This is a genomic window from Pseudomonas sp. NA-150, from assembly GCF_044336365.1.
Lineage (GTDB): Bacteria > Pseudomonadota > Gammaproteobacteria > Pseudomonadales > Pseudomonadaceae > Aquipseudomonas.
The window spans coordinates 5,569,420-5,585,772 of the sequence record NZ_CP172305.1; the positions used below are offsets into that span (position 1 = coordinate 5,569,420).

Consider the following 16,353-nt stretch of genomic DNA (forward strand, 5'->3'; position numbering starts at 1 on the left):
CCCTCAGTCGCTCGCGTCACCTCACGCCATCAACCCCAGCGCCTTGGCTTTCGCCACCGCCTGCGTGCGCCGTTCGACCCCAAGTTTGCTGTGGATGCGCCGCGCATGGGTTTTGACTGTGTGCAGGGAGATAAACAGCTGCTCGGCGATTTGCAGGTTGGAACTGCCCTGGGCGATCAATTGCAACACTTCCAGCTCGCGGAGACTGAGCGGGTTATCGGCCGACGCGATCAATTCGGCTTCCACCCCAAGATCTCGCAGCAACGTTGGCTGCCTCAGCCTCAATTCACGCAAGGGTTGTTGCAGGTTGAAGCGACCGATCAAGGTCAGGCCTTCTGCCAGATAGCCTTTGGCAAGCGGCAGCTCGGCGTGCAGGAAGGCCACTTCCGCCATGGCCAAGTACAGTTCTGTTTCGAGGCTGTGCATGCCCCGCTGATGCGCTTGTTGCTGCAACGCCTGGAGTTGTTGCATCGGCTGATCCGCCAGGTGCAGGTAGACCTCAGACAACACCAGTAAGTAGGTGATACGCGGGATCAGCTCCAGGGTCATCGGTGGCGCGTTTTTCTCGGCGTCCTTGCCCAGACGCTGCAACACACGGATCAACGCTTCGCGGACCAGATTCGCTCGCCCCTGCTGGAGCCAGAACTGACTGCTGACTTGCAGCAACACCCCGCGCCAGACGTATTCCGGCACATGATTTTGCTGCATCAACCGTTCGGCATCACGCAGCCAGACAAACGCCTGGGCATAGTCACCTTTGTTGGCATCCAGGGTCGCCAAGCCGAGAAAACCAAACAGCGCGAGCTTGTCCCGGCTGCGCACACATTGTTGCAGGCCGCTTCGGAAATGTTGCCGCGCCTGCTCATCCAACCCTTGGCGCATCGCCAGCCGCCCGCGACGCAAGGCGATCCGGCCCAGCAGCGGGCCTTCTGAAAAGTGTTGGGCGACCAACAAATCGTGCATTTTTTCCAGCGTGCTTTCACTGCGCTGCAAGGCGCCGCGCTGTTCCAGCAGCTGCGCGTGATCCAGCTCCAGCAACGCTTCGAACAGCAAAGCGCCCTCGCCCCGGACCAGGCATAACGCGGTACGGTTATGCGCCAAGGCCTGGTCGAACTGACCGACCAACAACGCCTGCTGGGTCAAGCCGGACAGGCATAAAACGCGGCATTGCCAAGCCTGCTCCGAAAGATGATTACACGCATCCTGCAAATGCCCGACCGCCTCTTCGGCATTGCCCCACAAGTGATTGAGCCAGCCCAACTGCCCCTGCCACAGGGCGATGAAGTCCCGTTGCAACGCCGCCGTTGGCTGTGGCGAGAACCGCTCCATGTTTTCCAGGCAAGCGGCGGCCTGATCGAAACGACCGGCATAGATGAACGCCGAACTGGCCAGGCTGATCAGGTGCGGGGTGCCGCACATCAGGTCCGGAAAACGCTCCTGCAGGTCCAACACCAGCGCCACGTTTTGGCCCTGGAGCAGGTGCTCTAAACAGAAGTGCTGCAACAGGCTGATTGCGATTTCATACTGCTCGGCCTGCACCGCATGGTCGACCGCCGACTGCCAATCGCCCTCGATGCTGAACCACTGACAGGCACGCCGATGCCATGATCGACGCTCGGGCCAATCTTCGTCACGCATGCACGCCGCCAAAGGTGGAAACACCTGCAACCACTCGCTGTCGTGCTCCCAGGGCTCGATAAAACTACCCATGTCCAGCAGGGTCTTGAGCCATTTGCCCCCTTCGCCGGCGCCAAACAGATGCTCGCAGAGACTCGAGTTGAAACGTGGCAAATGCGCGAGGACACGCCAAGCCTCGGCCAACTCGGGCGTCAGGCCGGCAAAGAGCTCGTGTTCCAGGTAGTCGATCAGCGTGGTGACCCGGTGTTGCCGGGCAAGCGGCTGTCGCGTGAAAGAAGACCGACTGACGTCTTCGGTGGTGCCCCAGTCATCACGGTTGAGCAGCGCCACGCGCACGCCCACGCACCAACCGGCACTTTGCGCAAAAATCGCCGCGCCCGCGTCGCCAGGCCAGGGGCTGGGCTCATTGGCCAGCAACTGCTCGATTTCCGTCAGGTTAAAAGCCAGCGCCGACCCTTCTCGCTCGTATAACTCACCGCTGAGCAGCAAACGCGGCCAGTTGCACAACGGACGCCGACGCCCGCTGATCCACCAGGTGACGGCCGGGCTGCTGGTCGCCAGAAAACGGTCGAGACACTGATCCAGCGCGGGCGAATAGACGCGGCAGTAGTCGTCCAGAACGATCCAGCAATGGCTCTTCCACTGTGCCAACTGGCTCAGGACACTGGATTCATCGGTGTGCTCAAGGCCCAGCGCAGCGGCCAGTTTGGCGCACAACTCGGCGGGCGTGAGCAAGGCTCCAGCCAACGGTAACCAGGCCACGAGGCTGTCTTGGGGCGCCTGGCGCACGCACTCCCCAAGCAATTCACTCTTGCCGCTGCCTGATGGCGCGCACAGCAACCTGACCCGAGCACCAGACGCCAACAATGGCACGGTCAGTCGGTTACGCATCAAGTGTTGAGGAGATAGTCGGGGCCACAAATCCGGGCGTCCCAAATGAACGGTAAAAGCAGTCATGGGAAGGTCCCTTTTTTTATTCTCACCCGCGGGCTCACACTAAGCCGTTCGTCATCCCTTCATGTAGGAATATTCAGCGCAGTGATCATACGCCATAAAAAAAGCCACTCACATAGCGGTGAGTGGCTTCGGGTGTTGCTCAAAGGTGCGTGGTAAAGGCTTAGCGGATACCGGCGTTACGCAAGGCGTTAGGCGTGAAATCGGCCACGTGGAACTTTTGATCGAACTGGTAGCTGTGTTTCTCTTCGTTCTTCATGCCCAGCGCGATGTAGCGGCCGGCGTTCAAGTCATACAGCGCTTCCAGGGTGTAAGCCGCGGCCTGCTTGTTGTAGAAGTACTCGGCGTGACCTTCGGCGACGCGCCACAATGCACCGCGACCATCGTAATGATCGACCAGTGCGATCTGCCAGCTGTCCTCGTCGATGTACATATGGCGTTTGGCGTAAATGTGACGTTCGTTAGGCTTGAGCGTACCTTCCACTTCCCAGACCCGGTGCAGTTCATAACGGGTCAGGTCTTGGTTGATATGCCCGGCCTTGACCACGTCGCTGTACTTGAGGGTCGGCTGATCCAGTTTGTAGCTGTTGTACGGGATGTACATTTCTTTCTTGCCGATCAGTTTCCAGTCGTAACGATCAGGCGCGCCGGAGAACATGTCGAAGTTGTCGGAAGTCCGCAGACCGTCGGCAGCGGTACCCGGACCGTCATACGCCACTTGCGGCGCACGACGCACGCGACGCTGACCGGCGTTATAGATCCACGCCTGACGCGGCTCCTTCACCTGGTCGAGGGTTTCGTGCACCAGCAGTACGTTACCGGCCAGACGTGCAGGCTTGGTCACTTCCTGTTTGAAGAACGTCAGGATGTTCGCACCGGCCGCCTTGTCCAGATCCGGGATGTCATCAGGTGCACCGATGTCTTCTTCGAAGGTCACCGGGTCAAACGCACCGTTGGTTTGCGGTGTTACCTGGGTGATGGTGCGGTGGACGCTACCGCCGTGGTAACGGGTGATGTGGTTCCACAGCACCTCGACACCGTTTTTCGGAATCGGGAAGGCGTAATAACGGGTATCGGTGAAGTTAGCGGACAAACCGTTACCGTCGTTGATCGTGGTAATCGCCGTTGCGCCACGCTTGACGGCGTCATAGACCTTTTGTGGCAGGGCCATGGTGCGGTGAGTCGGGTAGACCGGAATGTGGTAGGTCTCTGGATAGCGCTGGAGCATCGCTATCTGGCCAGCCGACAATTTATCCTTGTACTGCGCAGCGTTGGCCGCGTTGATGGTGAACAGTGGTTTTTCGTTGGCGAACGGATCCGACAGGAAACCCTTGCTATCGACCGTGCCAGCGTTGACCGCAATACCGCCGGTGTACGCAGGAATCGAACCGTCTGCGTTGCCCGCTTTTTCGGCGCCCATCGGGGTCAGGCTAGTACCCAGTTTCGCGGCTTCATCTGCCGACACCGCCGCCATTACGTTGGTGGCCAGCAGGCTGAGTGCCATGAAGCCACATTGCAGGATCATCTTGCGCATAGTCATGCCCTTATCAAGCCGATCAGAAGTTCACGCCAACGCTTAACGAAGCGAAGTCACGATCAATCAAAGTGTTGTAATGGCCACCCCAGAAGCTGGTGTAGCTCAGGCTCGCAGTGTAGGTGTTGCGGTAGTCGGCATCGAGGCCAGCGCTGAGCGCTTTGGCGCCTTGGTTGAACAAACCGTTAGGACCGTAACCCTTCAGGTCTTGCGACCAGGACAGGCTTGGCTTGAGGTTGATCCCGGCAAACACGTTGGCGTAATCGAGGATCGCCCGAGCACGGTAACCGTAGGAGGTCGCGCTGACGAAACCGCCGGTGTCACCCTGGAAACCGTATGCACCGTACACCGAGTCACGACCGTAGCGCAGCTCGCTGTGCGATTCCAGACCGCCGACGTAGACCACTGCGGCTTCACCGACAATGGTCAGACGTTCTGCGCCGAGTACCTGGTCGAAGAAGTGCGTCAGGGTCGTTTGGACCTGGGTAATTTCTTTACGTCTGTAGCCTTTGTTGTCCTGACCGGGTGCCGACGCGATTGGCGAAGCAGTGCCGCCTGCGATCGGGTTGAGCAATGCCAACGTCAAGTCAGTGGTGTTGAGCTGCACAGGCGCATTCGGCCGGTAGCTGATTTCACCCGCCCACGCCGTGCCTTCAGGCAGGGTGGTGGCGAAGCTCAGACCGTACAACTTCACGTCCTCTGGATACTCCAGGTAGTACTGGCCGTTACCGAGCATCACGCTCTGGGCCAGGCCTGAGGCTGCGGCCGCACCAGCAGCACCACCACCGGCAGCAGCATTAGCCGTGCGAGTAATTCCCGGCAATGCGCTGAGGGTCTGCAGGCCAGCGGTTTTGGTGCTCAGGACCGGCAAACGGCTGTGCAGGTTTTCGAAGTACGCACCGTATTCAGTATCGTCACCCAACCAGCGCAAGGCGATACCGTATTGTCCGGTGTTCTTTGGATCACGGGCGCTACCACGGGGAACGACCACACCTTCAGGGGTAACCGTGATGCCTTGTCCAAACGCAGCGGCAATCGGTGCCAGCGGCGCAATGGCCGGGCTGCCGACGGTGTAATTGTTGTTACAGCCTTCAGCGACTACGTCGTTACCGAAGAAGGTGCCGCAGTTGTCGACGACCGTTTCTCGCCAGCGCAACTGGTAGAAACCTTCGACGCTGAGTTTGTCGGTCACACTTTGGGAGGCGAACAGCATGGGGACCGGGATCAGGCCTTCCTTGATCTCGGAGCCTGGACGACGGAAAGCGGAGACGTCGATGGGGTTGATCGAGTTGATCGAGTTACCGATGAAGGTACTTTCACCCCAACTGACGACCTGATTACCCAAACGGAAAGTGCCTGGCAGGTCAGCGATGTTGTAGTTGTGGTAAACGAAGGCGTCGAGCAGTTGGTAGCCCGAGGACTTGGCGGCTTCTTTGCGGCCATCATTACTGACATCCTTGAAGTCCAGGTCGCGGTTCTGCAGCGCGGCGTCATACCAGTACTTGCCACGCACGAACAGACCGCTGTCTCCCCACTTCAGTTGCAGGTCGTGGACCCCCTTGAAAATCTCCGAGAAGGCATCGCCCTTCTGGAAGTTCAAACGGTTGTCATCGCCCGTGGCCGCTTGCCCATGTCCACCGCTCGCAACGCTGATCAGTCCCTGACTAGGGCTCTGCGTGGAAAAGCTAGCACCCAGCGACAGCGAGGAGTCGAATTGCCCTTCGACTTCGCCGATGTTGAATGAAACAGCTTGCGCCTGTGCCGCGCAGCCCAACGCGATGGCAACAGCCAGCGCCTTAGGCTTGAAGATGGCGCGCATTATTGTTGTTGTCATGCGTCTTCCCCCATTGGTTGCAGAAGCGGTCACCCTACTCACCGGCATCAGGAGCGATAAGCGCACCAAGGAGGTATTTACCTTGTACCTCGAAAGAGTGAATCCCCCATCTGGCACGGCTTCTACGCGACATCATCGACGGCGTGGATGATCGATGATGAGGTGGATGGATTGAACTTCAGCGGGGTGCGCCGATCCTCTGTGCACCCATTCGAGGGACGGAGACCACAAAAACAATAACTATTGCCGGGGATGTAACAGTCAATGTCGCAAACAGCTCTATTTCAAAAGTGATAATTTCTTTATTCTGGTCCGGCATTCATTGACTGTGGCCAGAACCAATAAAACGCCGACGTCATTAATATGACTTATTCCCTCATTGCCTACCTGCGGCCTCGCCTGCTCGCGGCCCAGTGTGATTCGCTCGCCTGGTTTTACGACGTTGTGATTTTGAAGCTCCCGGATCTAACGTCCTTTTGGCCGCTGTCAGTACAGCGGCCTTTTTTATGCGTGTAATTTAATCCGTGCGCGTTTAAATTCCGCCTATCACAGCAGTATATTTCGTACTGGTCATTTACCGAACACTTACACTTTCGGAATTTTCCGACATCAAAATGGCAAACAATCCTACGAAACAGTGTGATTAAACATGGATTGCCAAGTCGAAATTCAACAGCGTGTTGAGTCGGCTTGGCGAGCAGGCATTTTTGCCTGAACCATCCAAAGGAGATTCACCATGAACAAAAAAACAGGTGCCTTGATACTGGCGTTGGGGTTGATTTCATTTTCGGCGATGACGACTGCCGAGCCGAGACAGGGTCCATGGACGCCGATCAGTCAGATGTGCTTCCTGCACAATGGGACTATTTACCCGACCGTTGCTGCGGCAGGTGAGTATAAAGTTGTGTATGGACCGTACAGCGGCAAGTGTGCCAACTCATACCACAAATTCACAGTGAAGGCCGTCGGTGGCCTTTGGTTGCCGTTGATTGTGGAGCGGTTGGATGGTGGAACCTGGAGGGAAATTCGCTCTAACCTATACAGTCCTTCCGAACAATTTGGTGCGGGCACATTCCGCATTATCTTCAACAACAAAGCCAACCCCTTGCCTGTACGCTACCAGGGAACATACTCAGTCCCACTTTAACCTCCGGTTAAAATAAGGAAATCTGAGTTGAAGCCGAACGGCTTCAACTCAGGTTTAGGTCCTTGCTTAAGCAGTCGTATCAACCAACGAATTCGCACGCACTTCAAGCGCATATTCTTTCAATGCCTGAAGTACGCTGATAGCCGTATACAAGCTGGTTTGCGCATCTTTAACGATTGAATAGCCAGAGGATAACTCGCGCTTATAGAACTCAAGATGACCATCAAAATATTCGATCAAATCAACTTTTTTATACTTATTTATCTCGTTACCCAGGCTATTGAATTCGAGATTAGCCCCGCCAAACCAGCCCCCCGTGGACTGATCAACGATACCCAAGCTTTCCAAAGCATTGCTGATCTTCCGCAATTCCATATTATTAGTGTTTCGAGGATCGAATTTGGACAAATCCAAATCAAACCCTTTTAGTTTTTCCGCATTGGAGATGCTTTTATCCGCCCAGTATTGCCTGACCTTCTGCTCGAGGTTCTGCTCCTGCATCGGAAGCCCCCTGACGGTCTTGTACTTAGCCTCTGGATAGACCTTATAGCTGCTCAGCCGATCTCGAACGACATCAAAATTCTCCCACATATCCACCCCCACCCATAACGTTGCTATTCACGTCATATCGGAAGGTATTCAGCGAGCTTGACGGTAAACCCGGCACAAACAAAATAAAGAGAAGTGTCCTACAAACACCCCAATATTAAACCTACAAAAACAACGGGGCCGATCAGCGTTACCTGATCGGCCCCGTCATCCGCAGCGCGGTTAGTCTCAGGCGCTGTATTTCTGCAAGTTCTGCATCATCTCTTTCAAGGCTTCGATGGTGTCTTGGGGATGGGACGCGCCTTCGAAGTCGCAGATCGTCTGCCAGTTGGCCGCAACGTCTTCAGGGCTGAAGCCGGCACGCGGATCGAAACCGGCACCGATGCTGCGTTCCCAGCGGGTTTTACCGACCCATCCGCCGCCGACTTCAAACAATCCAGAGGTCTCCTGGCACTGTTCACTGCCGAGGAACACCACCAACGGGCTGATCAGTTCGGGTTTGAGCATGTCGAACACTTGCGCCGGGATCAGGCCTTCGGTCATGCGGGTGCCGCCAGTCGGTGCAATGGCGTTGACGAAAATGTTGTTCTTGCGCCCTTCCAGCGCCAGGGTGCGTGTCAGGCCGTAAAGCCCCAACTTGGCCATGCCGTAGTTGGACTGGCCGAAGTTACCGTAAATTCCGGACGTCGAGGCGGTGAAGATCACCCGCCCGAAGTTCTGCTCGCGCATGTGCGACCAGGCCGCGCGGGTAACCTTGTAGGCACCTTCGACGTGGACGCGGTATACCAGGTCCCAGTCGGCGTCTTCCATCTTGGCGAAGGTTTTGTCACGCAGGATACCGGCGTTATTGACCACGACATCGATACGGCCGAAGGCGTCCAGGGCGTTTTGTACGATCTTGTCGCCATCGGTGACCGAATCGTGGTTGGCCACCGCCGTCCCGCCGGCTTCGCGAATCTCGGCGACCACACGGTCCGCCGCCGACGCGTTGGCGCCTTCGCCATGGGTCGAGCCACCCAAATCGTTGACCACCACCCGTGCGCCATGTTTAGCGAACAGCAACGCATGGGCGCGTCCCAAGCCACCGCCGGCGCCTGTCACGATCACGACTTTATCTTCAAAACGCACAGGCTCACTCATGGACAGCTCCGACAAAATGGACAATGCATTCAGTGTCGATGAGTCGACCCGCAGTCACAATCAATACAGTCAGTGCTGAATAGTGCGCGATAAGGCAGCGGGATGGGACCGGAGTCCTACCCTCGCTGCCGAAGCGACCTACACGTTATTGGAGGACAGCAAGCCCGCCGCGTGTGGGCAACTCATCACGCTCGGCACGTGCTCGATGATGGCGCGACTGATGTTGGACGCTCCCAAACCGGCGCGAAAGGCCAGGTAGTTACGCAGGACCAGCGCGGGCGCCTCAATTTGCGGGTAGTGACCGATCCCCTGCAGCAACACCGTGTCCGCATCGGCGATCAGTTCCCGATACCGTTCGACCACGTGCTGGCCCGAAATCGGGTCGACTGCGCCACAGATCAAACGCATGGCCACCTGGCCGCTCTGCATGGCCGTCACCCACCGCTCCCGTTGCTCGATGCGGTCGGGGATGTAGTGGATCAGCCGATGCATGATCCGCGGGCCATGGTTGGTGTCGACCAGGCTCCAAAAATCATCCAGCTCACTTTCACTGGGGCCGGTCTCAGGGCCAAAGATGTGCCTGAAGCTTTTGACCAACGCTTCGCGACTGAACATGCGCCCGAGCAATCCCCCCAGCGGGCTGAGCAGCAGCTTCTGGATCGCCAGCGGCCGATGCGCCTCAGGAAACAATCCCCCATTGAGAAACACGCAACTGCCCATGCGGAAAGTGCCGTCGCAATGTCGGGCCAACAGCTCCTGGGCCACGCTGTCGCCGTAGTCATGGGCCAACACGTGCACCGGCTCAGAGACGTCGAGGTGCGCGAGCAACGCCTGCTGTAAATCCGCCTGCTCCAGCAGGCTGTAATGATGACCGGCCGGTTTATCCGAGTCGCCGAAACCCAACATGTCGCAGACAATGACTTTGTAATGTTGGATCAAAGGTTGCCATAGGTAATGCCAATCCCAGCCAGCGGTAGGGAAGCCATGAATCAACAGCAATGGCTCGCCCTGCCCTGCGGCCCAGTAGCGGATGGCGTGACCACGGAAGGAAAAATCCTGTCCACGGGTGCGCCAGACGCACAGAGGGATCTCTGCCAGGTTCATTATTCTTTGTAACTCGGGTCTTGTTTATCAAGCTTGCGCAGCAGTGCCGGCCACGCCAGTGCCCCGCCCATGCCCTGCGTGCTTTTGGTCACCCCGGCAACCATGGCCTTGGCACCGGCCAGGATCTGCCCGCCAATCGGGATCAGTTCAGCGCCGCCGTTTTGCGCCAACACTTGAATCTCACAGGCACGCTGGAAGGTGAACATCATCAGGAACGCATCGGCAATGCTGCTGGAACAGGTCAGCAGCCCGTGATTGTTGAGCATCAGGAAGCTGTTATCGCCCAGATCCGCCTGCAAGCGCGCCTTCTCTTCATGGTTGAGGGCGACACCTTCATACGGATGGTAGGCCAGGCTCGACAGGACAAAAATCGACTGTTGGCTGATCGGCAGAATGCCTTGCTTCTGCGCTGAGACCGCCACGCCAGCGGCGGTATGGGTGTGCAGCACGCACATCACATCATGACGAACTTCATGCACTGCACTGTGGATGGTGTATCCAGCCGGGTTGATCTCGTAGGCGCTGTCCATCAGCTTGTGCCCGGCCTGATCGACCTTGACCAGACTCGACGCGGTGATTTCGTGGAACATCAATCCAAACGGATTGATCAGGAAGTCTTCGGTGCCGGGCACCTTGGCAGATATATGGGTGAAGATCAGGTCATCCCAACCGTGCATGGCCACCAACCGATAGCACGCCGCCAGATCGACCCTGGCCTGCCATTCCGCGGCACTGACTTGATCCTTCACATTTCGGGAGGGCACTACTTGAGCGACATTCACGGGTTCACCTCGGCACTTTTTGGTGGGGCGTTATGATTGTTGTGCCGATCAGTCTAGTCAGAGCCGCGAGGGGTCGTAGTTGCGTTGGCAGCCAGCTTACTGGCCTAGCGAGTCATCTCAGAGCAAAGCCGATAACAAGGGTGCCGCAAATAGATTCAGCAGGCCCGTAAGGACCATCACCAGCCCGGCCACCGAACCCTCTTCGCCGCCAACCTCACGGGCGCGACTGACACCCGCACCGTGCGCTCCTACGCCAAACAAGGCGCCACGGGCCAAGGCGCTGCGCAGCGGCAGCCACTTGAGCAGTACGCCGCCGAGCAAGGCGCCGAATACGCCGGTGAACATCACGAACACCGCCGTCAACTCCGGCACGCCGCCCAAGTCATGGGCCAGCGGCATGGCAAACGGCGTGGTGATTGAGCGCGGCACTAGTGACATGGTCACCGAGGTGTCCAGAGATAATCCCTTGGCCAGCCAGAATGAACTGCCGATCGACGCCGCACTGCCCACAAGCATGCCCAATAGCAGCGCTGGCCAATGCATCAACAACAGCTGACGTTGTTGCCAGATAGGAATGGCAAAGGCCACGGTGACCGGCCCCAGCACCAGCATCAACCAATGGGTGTTGCTGGAGTATTCGGCATAGGCGGTGTGCAACGGCACGGCCACCGCAAACAGCAGCAGCGGTGCGAGTATCAACGGAGACAGCAGATAGCGCCCGGTACGCTGGTAGATCCAACGACTGAAGGCGTAAGCAACGAGGGTCAGCGCCAGCCAAAACAGCGGCATCGGCTCAAGCTTCACGGCGTACCCTCCAGCGGCACATCACTTCAACCGTACAGGCCGTCACCACCATGACCAGCAGGGTGCTGACGCCGATGACCAGCATGATCCGCCAGCCCTCATTGCGCATCAGCGCGCCATAGTCGAGCAGGCTCATCAACGCAGGGATAAAGAACAGCAGCATCTCGGCCAGCAGCAATCCCGCGCCCAACTGCAATGCAGCCGGTTTCACCCAACCCAGCGCGAACGCCAGCAACAGCAGCGCCAGGCCAATCACACCGCCGGGAATCGGCCAATGCAGCCAGGCCGCGAGCTGACCGCCGAACAGGTAAATCGCCAGCAAAATGCCCAGTTCCGAAAACAGGCGAGCGAGGTGTTGCAGGGTGGAGCGTTTCATATTCATTAAATCCTCCAGGACCGCAGTTTAATGAGGGGGCTGCTATCCCAAAAGCGAATTGTTAGACTTGAATGCATTCCAAACTGGAATCATGAAATCACCACGGTCGAACGAGCATGGAATTCAAACAGCTACGCAGCTTCGTCGAGGTCATGCGCGCGGGCGGCTTTACCCACGCGGCGAAAACGCTGCACGTCAGTCAGTCCGCGGTCAGCAAGCAAGTGGCGCAGCTGGAGCAGAGCCTGGGCGTGACGCTACTGGATCGCCTCGGCTCACAACTCAGCCTGACCGCCGCCGGCCACGTCGTGCTGCGACGGGCGGAAGAGATGCTGTTATTACGCAAAGAGTTGCTCAATGAGCTGGATGACCTGAGCCATCTGGTGCGGGGCGAGTTGCGTCTGGGCTTGCCGATTCTGGGCAGCGACGCCTTGTTCGCCAAACCCTTTGCCGAGTACCGGCGGCGCTATCCGAACATCAACATTCATTTGATCGAGGACGGCAGCCGGAACATCGAACATGCGGTGTTGAGCGGTGAACTGGAGTTGGGCGGCAGCCTGACGACGAATAACCCGGACTTTTCCTATCAACCGTTCTGCAACGAACCGCTGGACGCGCTGGTCCCCGCTGACCATCCGCTGGCCAACGCCGGACAGATCGAGCTTGGACAACTGGCAGACACGCCGTTCCTGCTGTATCAGCGCAGCTTCATGCTCAACGATCGGCTGCTACAGGCCTGCCAACAATCGGGGTTCACCCCCAAAGAGGGTGGACGTAGCGGCCAGGCCGACTTTCTCGCGGCGCTGGTGGCGGCGGGCCAGGGTGTGGTGTTGCTGCCCAGCGTGGTCGCCCGAGGGTTGGTACGGCCCGGCGTGGTGCGGCTGACACTGACCGCGCCGGTTGACCTGCGCTGGGACATCGCCTTCATCTGGCGCCAGGGTGCGTACTTGTCAAAAGCCGCACAAGCCTGGCTGTCCCTGCTAAGGGAACAGGCGAATCACGCCCCCAGCAGTTGAATGAACTCTGCCAACCAAGGCTCGGCATCGGATTCCGGGGTGACCGTTTCGCTGGCGTCCAGGCGCAGCATCGGCAGCACTTCACGAACGCCCAGCTCGGCAAACAATTCGCGTACTTGCTCGCCACCGCCGCAGAAGGTATCGCCGTAGCTGGCATCGCCCAGACCGATGACGCCACCGGGCAGCCCGCGCCAAGCCTGCGGCAACACATCGCGAATTTGTGAGTAGAGCGGCAGGAAGTTGTCAGGCAATTCGCCCAGCCCCGTGGTCGAGGTCACCACCAGAAACGCTTCGGGAGCGAAGGCCTGCAGATCGGCCAAGGTCACGCGCGGGTTGTGTCGCACGTCGTGGCCCGCATCGCGCAGGATGCCTTCGGCGTGCCGGGCGACTTCTTCGGCTTGACCGTAGACCGACCCGGAAAGAATGACGACTTTCATAAATAGATCCTGTAACCCAGTAAAAACGGATGGCATTGTGCCTGAAGCGAAGATCCTGTCCTAGAATGCTGATTCGGCAATCATGACGGAACGTTTCCATGATCAACGCAAAACTGCTGCAACTGGTAATCAACGCCTCCAAGGACGGAATTGTGGTAGCCGAACAGGAGGGTGATGACAACATTCTAATCTACGTGAACAAGGGTTTTGAAAACCTCACCGGGTTTGCGGTGGAGGACATTCTGTACCGCGACTGCCGCTTCCTGCAGGCCGCCGACCGCGACCAACCCGGCATCGAGGTGGTGCGCAAGGCGATCGCCGAAAGAAAGCACTGCCGTGAGGTGCTGCGCAACTACCGCAAGGACGGCAGCTCATTCTGGAACGAATTATCCATCACCCCCGTGTTCAACGAAGCCGATCAGTTGACCTACTTTATCGGCATTCAAAAAGACGTGACCACCCAAGTGGAAGCGCAACACCGTGTCATCGAACTGGAAGCACAATTGGCGCAGGCAAGGGCGGAAATTGAATCGTTGAAAATGACCAACGGTGCAAACTAAGTTCTGAATTTGTTGTCTGCATATTCAATAACCGCTTTTATCGAGCTTTATCATGCAACGCGATGCCCTACTCACTCAGGACGAGCTGGATTTCATTCAGAACATGCAACACAACCCGAACCTGAACCTGCGTGATGCCTCGCGTAGTTTGATGGTGAACGGCGGTGTGCAAATTCAAGATCTGCTGACTCGTCTGGCAGCGCATGAGCAAGTCACGATTCAGGCGCAGTTCCAGAACCAGCAAATGACCTTTCCGCTGCATCTGGTGGAGGATGAGTTTCACGCCCTCCACCTGCGCCTGGGCGCCCCGACCATTTTCGAAGAGCTGGGACCGTTGGTTCGTCCGTGGCGGCTGAGCCTGTCGGAGCCGCTGCCTTTGGAAACCGAAAAAGGCGCGCTGTCCGCCATGTGGGTTCACGAAATCTCGTTCAAAGGGGTATTGCTGGAAAACCGCAAGGCGACCAAGCCACCGAAATACTTCGCCCTCTGGTTCAGCCCGCCCGGCCATGCGCCGATCCCACTGCGCGGCACGTTCGAACGGCTGACCGAGCAAGGGTTGGCGGCGTACCGTTTGAGCCAGCGAAACAAGGAAGACACTGAACGCCTGCGCCAGTACATCCTGCAACAGCATCAGTTGGTACATCCCGCCCCGCACGATTGACTGAGCGGCATTTGCGACTCAGGTATCCATATGCCCCGCCAGAAACTGCTGCAAACGTCGCGGAAACAGACGTGCGTCGCTGCCCAGACAGGCAATCGGAGTACCCACCAGCCCGTCTTGCGCCAGGTCTGACTGCTCGCCCGCCAGCAGCACCGGACAATCCAGCGTCAACGCCAGCCGCTGCAAACGTCGAGGCAAATCCGCGGTCGGCGGATGATTCGAATACAGCACCAGCGCCTGTGGCTGGATTTTTTCGCAGACCAGGCTCAATTCTTCCAAGGGTTGCCCCAGGGCCAGCACACTGATCGATGTATCGTTGCTGCCCATCAACAACCCCGCGACCCACAACTCAAGCTCACGACACTGGCCCGGAATCGCCGCCAGCACGATCCGTACTTCTGACACGCCGCGCGACATTTGCACGCGTTGCAAGGCGCGAGCTCGCAGGAAACTGTCGAGAAACAGCCACTCACTGATTTGACCGAATTGGTCCTGTTGCAACAGCAACTCTTGCCATAGCGGCATGAGGATGTCCTGAAACACCACGATCAGCGGGTAACTGGAAAATATCTGGCCGTACAACTGCTCCAGGCGACGCTCGTCAAAGGCGCTGGTGGCACGCCGTACCTGGGCTTGCCACTCACTCCATTCACGCAGCGTTCCGTCCTCCTGGACGTTGCCGGAGGCGCTTTTTGCGACCGCTGCCTTGGCCAATATCTTGCTGACTTTGCTGACCGACACCCCGCGCTCGATCCAGCCGAGAATGCTGCGGACTTCATCGATATCGGCTTGAGAATACAGACGATGGCCACTGTCGGTACGGGTCGGTTGAATAAGCCCGTAACGACGCTCCCAGGCACGCAACGTCACCGGATTGATCCCGGTGATGCGCGATACTTCGCGAATGGGGAATAACTCTTCTTGTTTCAGGCTGCCACTGAAGGTGGAACCAGTCACAGATTCAGTCATGGTAGGCATCGCTTTAAGCAGTCACTACATTCTACACGTTGGATCCAGATGGATGCACTGCCCAGTGTCTTCCGGCCTCTGGCTTATTTCTGCCAATCAGGAATAATCCTTGCTTGTTGTCCAGCGCAGCCCACCACCCCGGTGCTGCGCTCTGTGAATTCCCTACCCGGGAACGTCGCCCCGTCTACGGAGATACACAATGTCTACCTCACCCGTCACTTTGATGGTTGCCCGCCGTGTCGCCCAAGGCCGCTATCAGGAACTGATTGCCTGGCTGCGTGAAGGTGAACAACTTGCCACCGACTTCCCCGGTTACCTGGGCTCCGGCGTGCTGGCCCCGCCGCCTGGCGATGACGAATTCCAGATCATTTTCCGCTTCGCCGATGAACACACATTGCACGCCTGGGAGCATTCCGTGTCGAGAAGCACCTGGCTGGTGCGCGGCAGTGGTCTGTTCGCGCAGCCGTCCGAGCATCGGGTCAGTGGCATCGACGGCTGGTTCGGTGCTGCCGGGCACCGTCCGCCACGCTGGAAACAAGCGGTGGCTATCTGGCTGGCATTCTTTCCGGTTTCGCTGCTGTTCAACTTTCTCCTGGGGCCGTTACTCAGCGAACTGAACCTGCTGACCCGAGTGCTGCTCAGCACTTTGGCACTGACGCCCTTGATGGTGTTCCTGTTCATTCCGCTGTCCACGCACTTGCTCGCCGCGTGGCTGCACAGCGCGCCTCGTTCTCGTGTCGGCGCCGCTGGATCCGCCCCCAGCCGCTGACCTGCCACCCCCACCGAACAACCTGCACCTCGCGCGATGCAGGTTATTCGTGCTCCGGTTGTGACGAATGGTTCATTGGTAT

Annotated in this window: 16 protein-coding genes; 5 read left to right on the forward strand and 11 right to left on the reverse strand. The window is 58.0% G+C overall.

Going from position 1 to position 16,353, the window contains the following annotated elements; translation table 11 throughout:
* Positions 1-21 precede the first annotated feature (21 nt).
* The 3 genes from ACF0H7_RS26155 to ACF0H7_RS26165 all read right to left on the reverse strand — a co-directional run bounded on the left by ACF0H7_RS26155 (position 22) and on the right by ACF0H7_RS26165 (position 5,960).
* On the reverse strand, positions 22-2,595 hold the full coding sequence (locus ACF0H7_RS26155; protein WP_397449729.1) for a LuxR C-terminal-related transcriptional regulator: 2,574 nt from the start codon (positions 2,593-2,595) through the stop codon (positions 22-24).
* A gap of 160 nt (positions 2,596-2,755) precedes the next feature.
* Positions 2,756-4,126, reverse strand: coding sequence for a DUF1329 domain-containing protein (locus tag ACF0H7_RS26160; RefSeq protein WP_397454025.1), 1,371 nt, complete (start codon positions 4,124-4,126; stop codon positions 2,756-2,758).
* Positions 4,127-4,148: 22 nt separating this feature from the next.
* The gene (locus ACF0H7_RS26165; protein ID WP_397449730.1) at positions 4,149-5,960 is read right to left on the reverse strand and encodes a DUF1302 domain-containing protein; all 1,812 of its coding nucleotides are present in this window, start codon (positions 5,958-5,960) and stop codon (positions 4,149-4,151) included.
* A gap of 736 nt (positions 5,961-6,696) precedes the next feature.
* Between ACF0H7_RS26165 and ACF0H7_RS26170 the strand changes: the two genes are divergently transcribed.
* Positions 6,697-7,107, forward strand: coding sequence for a hypothetical protein (locus ACF0H7_RS26170; RefSeq protein WP_397449731.1), 411 nt, complete (start codon positions 6,697-6,699; stop codon positions 7,105-7,107).
* Between the two features lie 66 nt (positions 7,108-7,173).
* Here the strand turns inward: ACF0H7_RS26170 and ACF0H7_RS26175 are convergent, their stop codons facing one another.
* From ACF0H7_RS26175 to ACF0H7_RS26200, 6 genes are all read right to left on the reverse strand, one after another.
* Positions 7,174-7,698 carry a hypothetical protein gene (locus ACF0H7_RS26175; RefSeq protein ID WP_397449732.1) on the reverse strand — a complete coding sequence of 175 codons (525 nt, stop codon included), beginning with the start codon at positions 7,696-7,698 and terminating at the stop codon, positions 7,174-7,176.
* A gap of 186 nt (positions 7,699-7,884) precedes the next feature.
* Complete coding sequence (locus ACF0H7_RS26180; protein WP_397449733.1) at positions 7,885-8,796, reverse strand: SDR family oxidoreductase; 912 nt, start codon at positions 8,794-8,796, stop codon at positions 7,885-7,887.
* Between the two features lie 138 nt (positions 8,797-8,934).
* A complete protein-coding gene (locus tag ACF0H7_RS26185; protein ID WP_397449734.1) occupies positions 8,935-9,900 on the reverse strand; it encodes an alpha/beta fold hydrolase in 966 nt (321 codons plus the stop codon).
* On the reverse strand, positions 9,900-10,664 hold the full coding sequence (locus ACF0H7_RS26190) for a class II aldolase/adducin family protein (protein WP_397454026.1): 765 nt from the start codon (positions 10,662-10,664) through the stop codon (positions 9,900-9,902). Before ACF0H7_RS26190 ends, ACF0H7_RS26185 begins: the two co-directional genes overlap by 1 nt.
* A gap of 135 nt (positions 10,665-10,799) precedes the next feature.
* Positions 10,800-11,486 carry an LrgB family protein gene (locus tag ACF0H7_RS26195; protein WP_397449735.1) on the reverse strand — a complete coding sequence of 229 codons (687 nt, stop codon included), beginning with the start codon at positions 11,484-11,486 and terminating at the stop codon, positions 10,800-10,802.
* Positions 11,476-11,862, reverse strand: a complete 387-nt coding sequence (locus tag ACF0H7_RS26200; RefSeq protein WP_397454027.1) for a CidA/LrgA family protein — start codon at positions 11,860-11,862, stop codon at positions 11,476-11,478. The genes ACF0H7_RS26195 and ACF0H7_RS26200 overlap by 11 nt, the downstream gene beginning before the upstream one ends.
* Before the next feature lie 116 nt (positions 11,863-11,978).
* Between ACF0H7_RS26200 and ACF0H7_RS26205 the strand changes: the two genes are divergently transcribed.
* Positions 11,979-12,875, forward strand: a complete 897-nt coding sequence (locus ACF0H7_RS26205) for a LysR family transcriptional regulator (protein ID WP_397449736.1) — start codon at positions 11,979-11,981, stop codon at positions 12,873-12,875.
* Here the strand turns inward: ACF0H7_RS26205 and ACF0H7_RS26210 are convergent.
* Positions 12,857-13,312 carry a flavodoxin gene (locus tag ACF0H7_RS26210; RefSeq protein ID WP_397449737.1) on the reverse strand — a complete coding sequence of 152 codons (456 nt, stop codon included), beginning with the start codon at positions 13,310-13,312 and terminating at the stop codon, positions 12,857-12,859. The two genes, ACF0H7_RS26205 and ACF0H7_RS26210, sit on opposite strands and share 19 nt — an antisense overlap.
* A gap of 98 nt (positions 13,313-13,410) precedes the next feature.
* Here ACF0H7_RS26210 and ACF0H7_RS26215 point away from each other — a divergent pair, with 98 nt between their 5' ends.
* Both ACF0H7_RS26215 and ACF0H7_RS26220 read left to right on the forward strand, forming a co-directional pair.
* Entirely contained in the window at positions 13,411-13,872 is a 462-nt protein-coding gene (locus ACF0H7_RS26215) for a PAS domain-containing protein (RefSeq protein WP_397449738.1), read from the forward strand.
* Positions 13,873-13,924: 52 nt separating this feature from the next.
* On the forward strand, positions 13,925-14,533 hold the full coding sequence (locus ACF0H7_RS26220; protein WP_397449739.1) for a hypothetical protein: 609 nt from the start codon (positions 13,925-13,927) through the stop codon (positions 14,531-14,533).
* Between the two features lie 18 nt (positions 14,534-14,551).
* On the opposite strand, the gene ACF0H7_RS26225 is transcribed toward ACF0H7_RS26220, so the two are convergent.
* Positions 14,552-15,502 (reverse strand): MerR family transcriptional regulator, encoded by a 951-nt coding sequence (locus ACF0H7_RS26225; RefSeq protein WP_397449740.1) that lies wholly within the window; start codon positions 15,500-15,502, stop codon positions 14,552-14,554.
* A 199-nt stretch (positions 15,503-15,701) separates the two neighbouring features.
* Here ACF0H7_RS26225 and ACF0H7_RS26230 point away from each other — a divergent pair, with 199 nt between their 5' ends.
* On the forward strand, positions 15,702-16,271 hold the full coding sequence (locus ACF0H7_RS26230; protein WP_397449741.1) for an antibiotic biosynthesis monooxygenase: 570 nt from the start codon (positions 15,702-15,704) through the stop codon (positions 16,269-16,271).
* Positions 16,272-16,353: the final 82 nt, after the last annotated feature.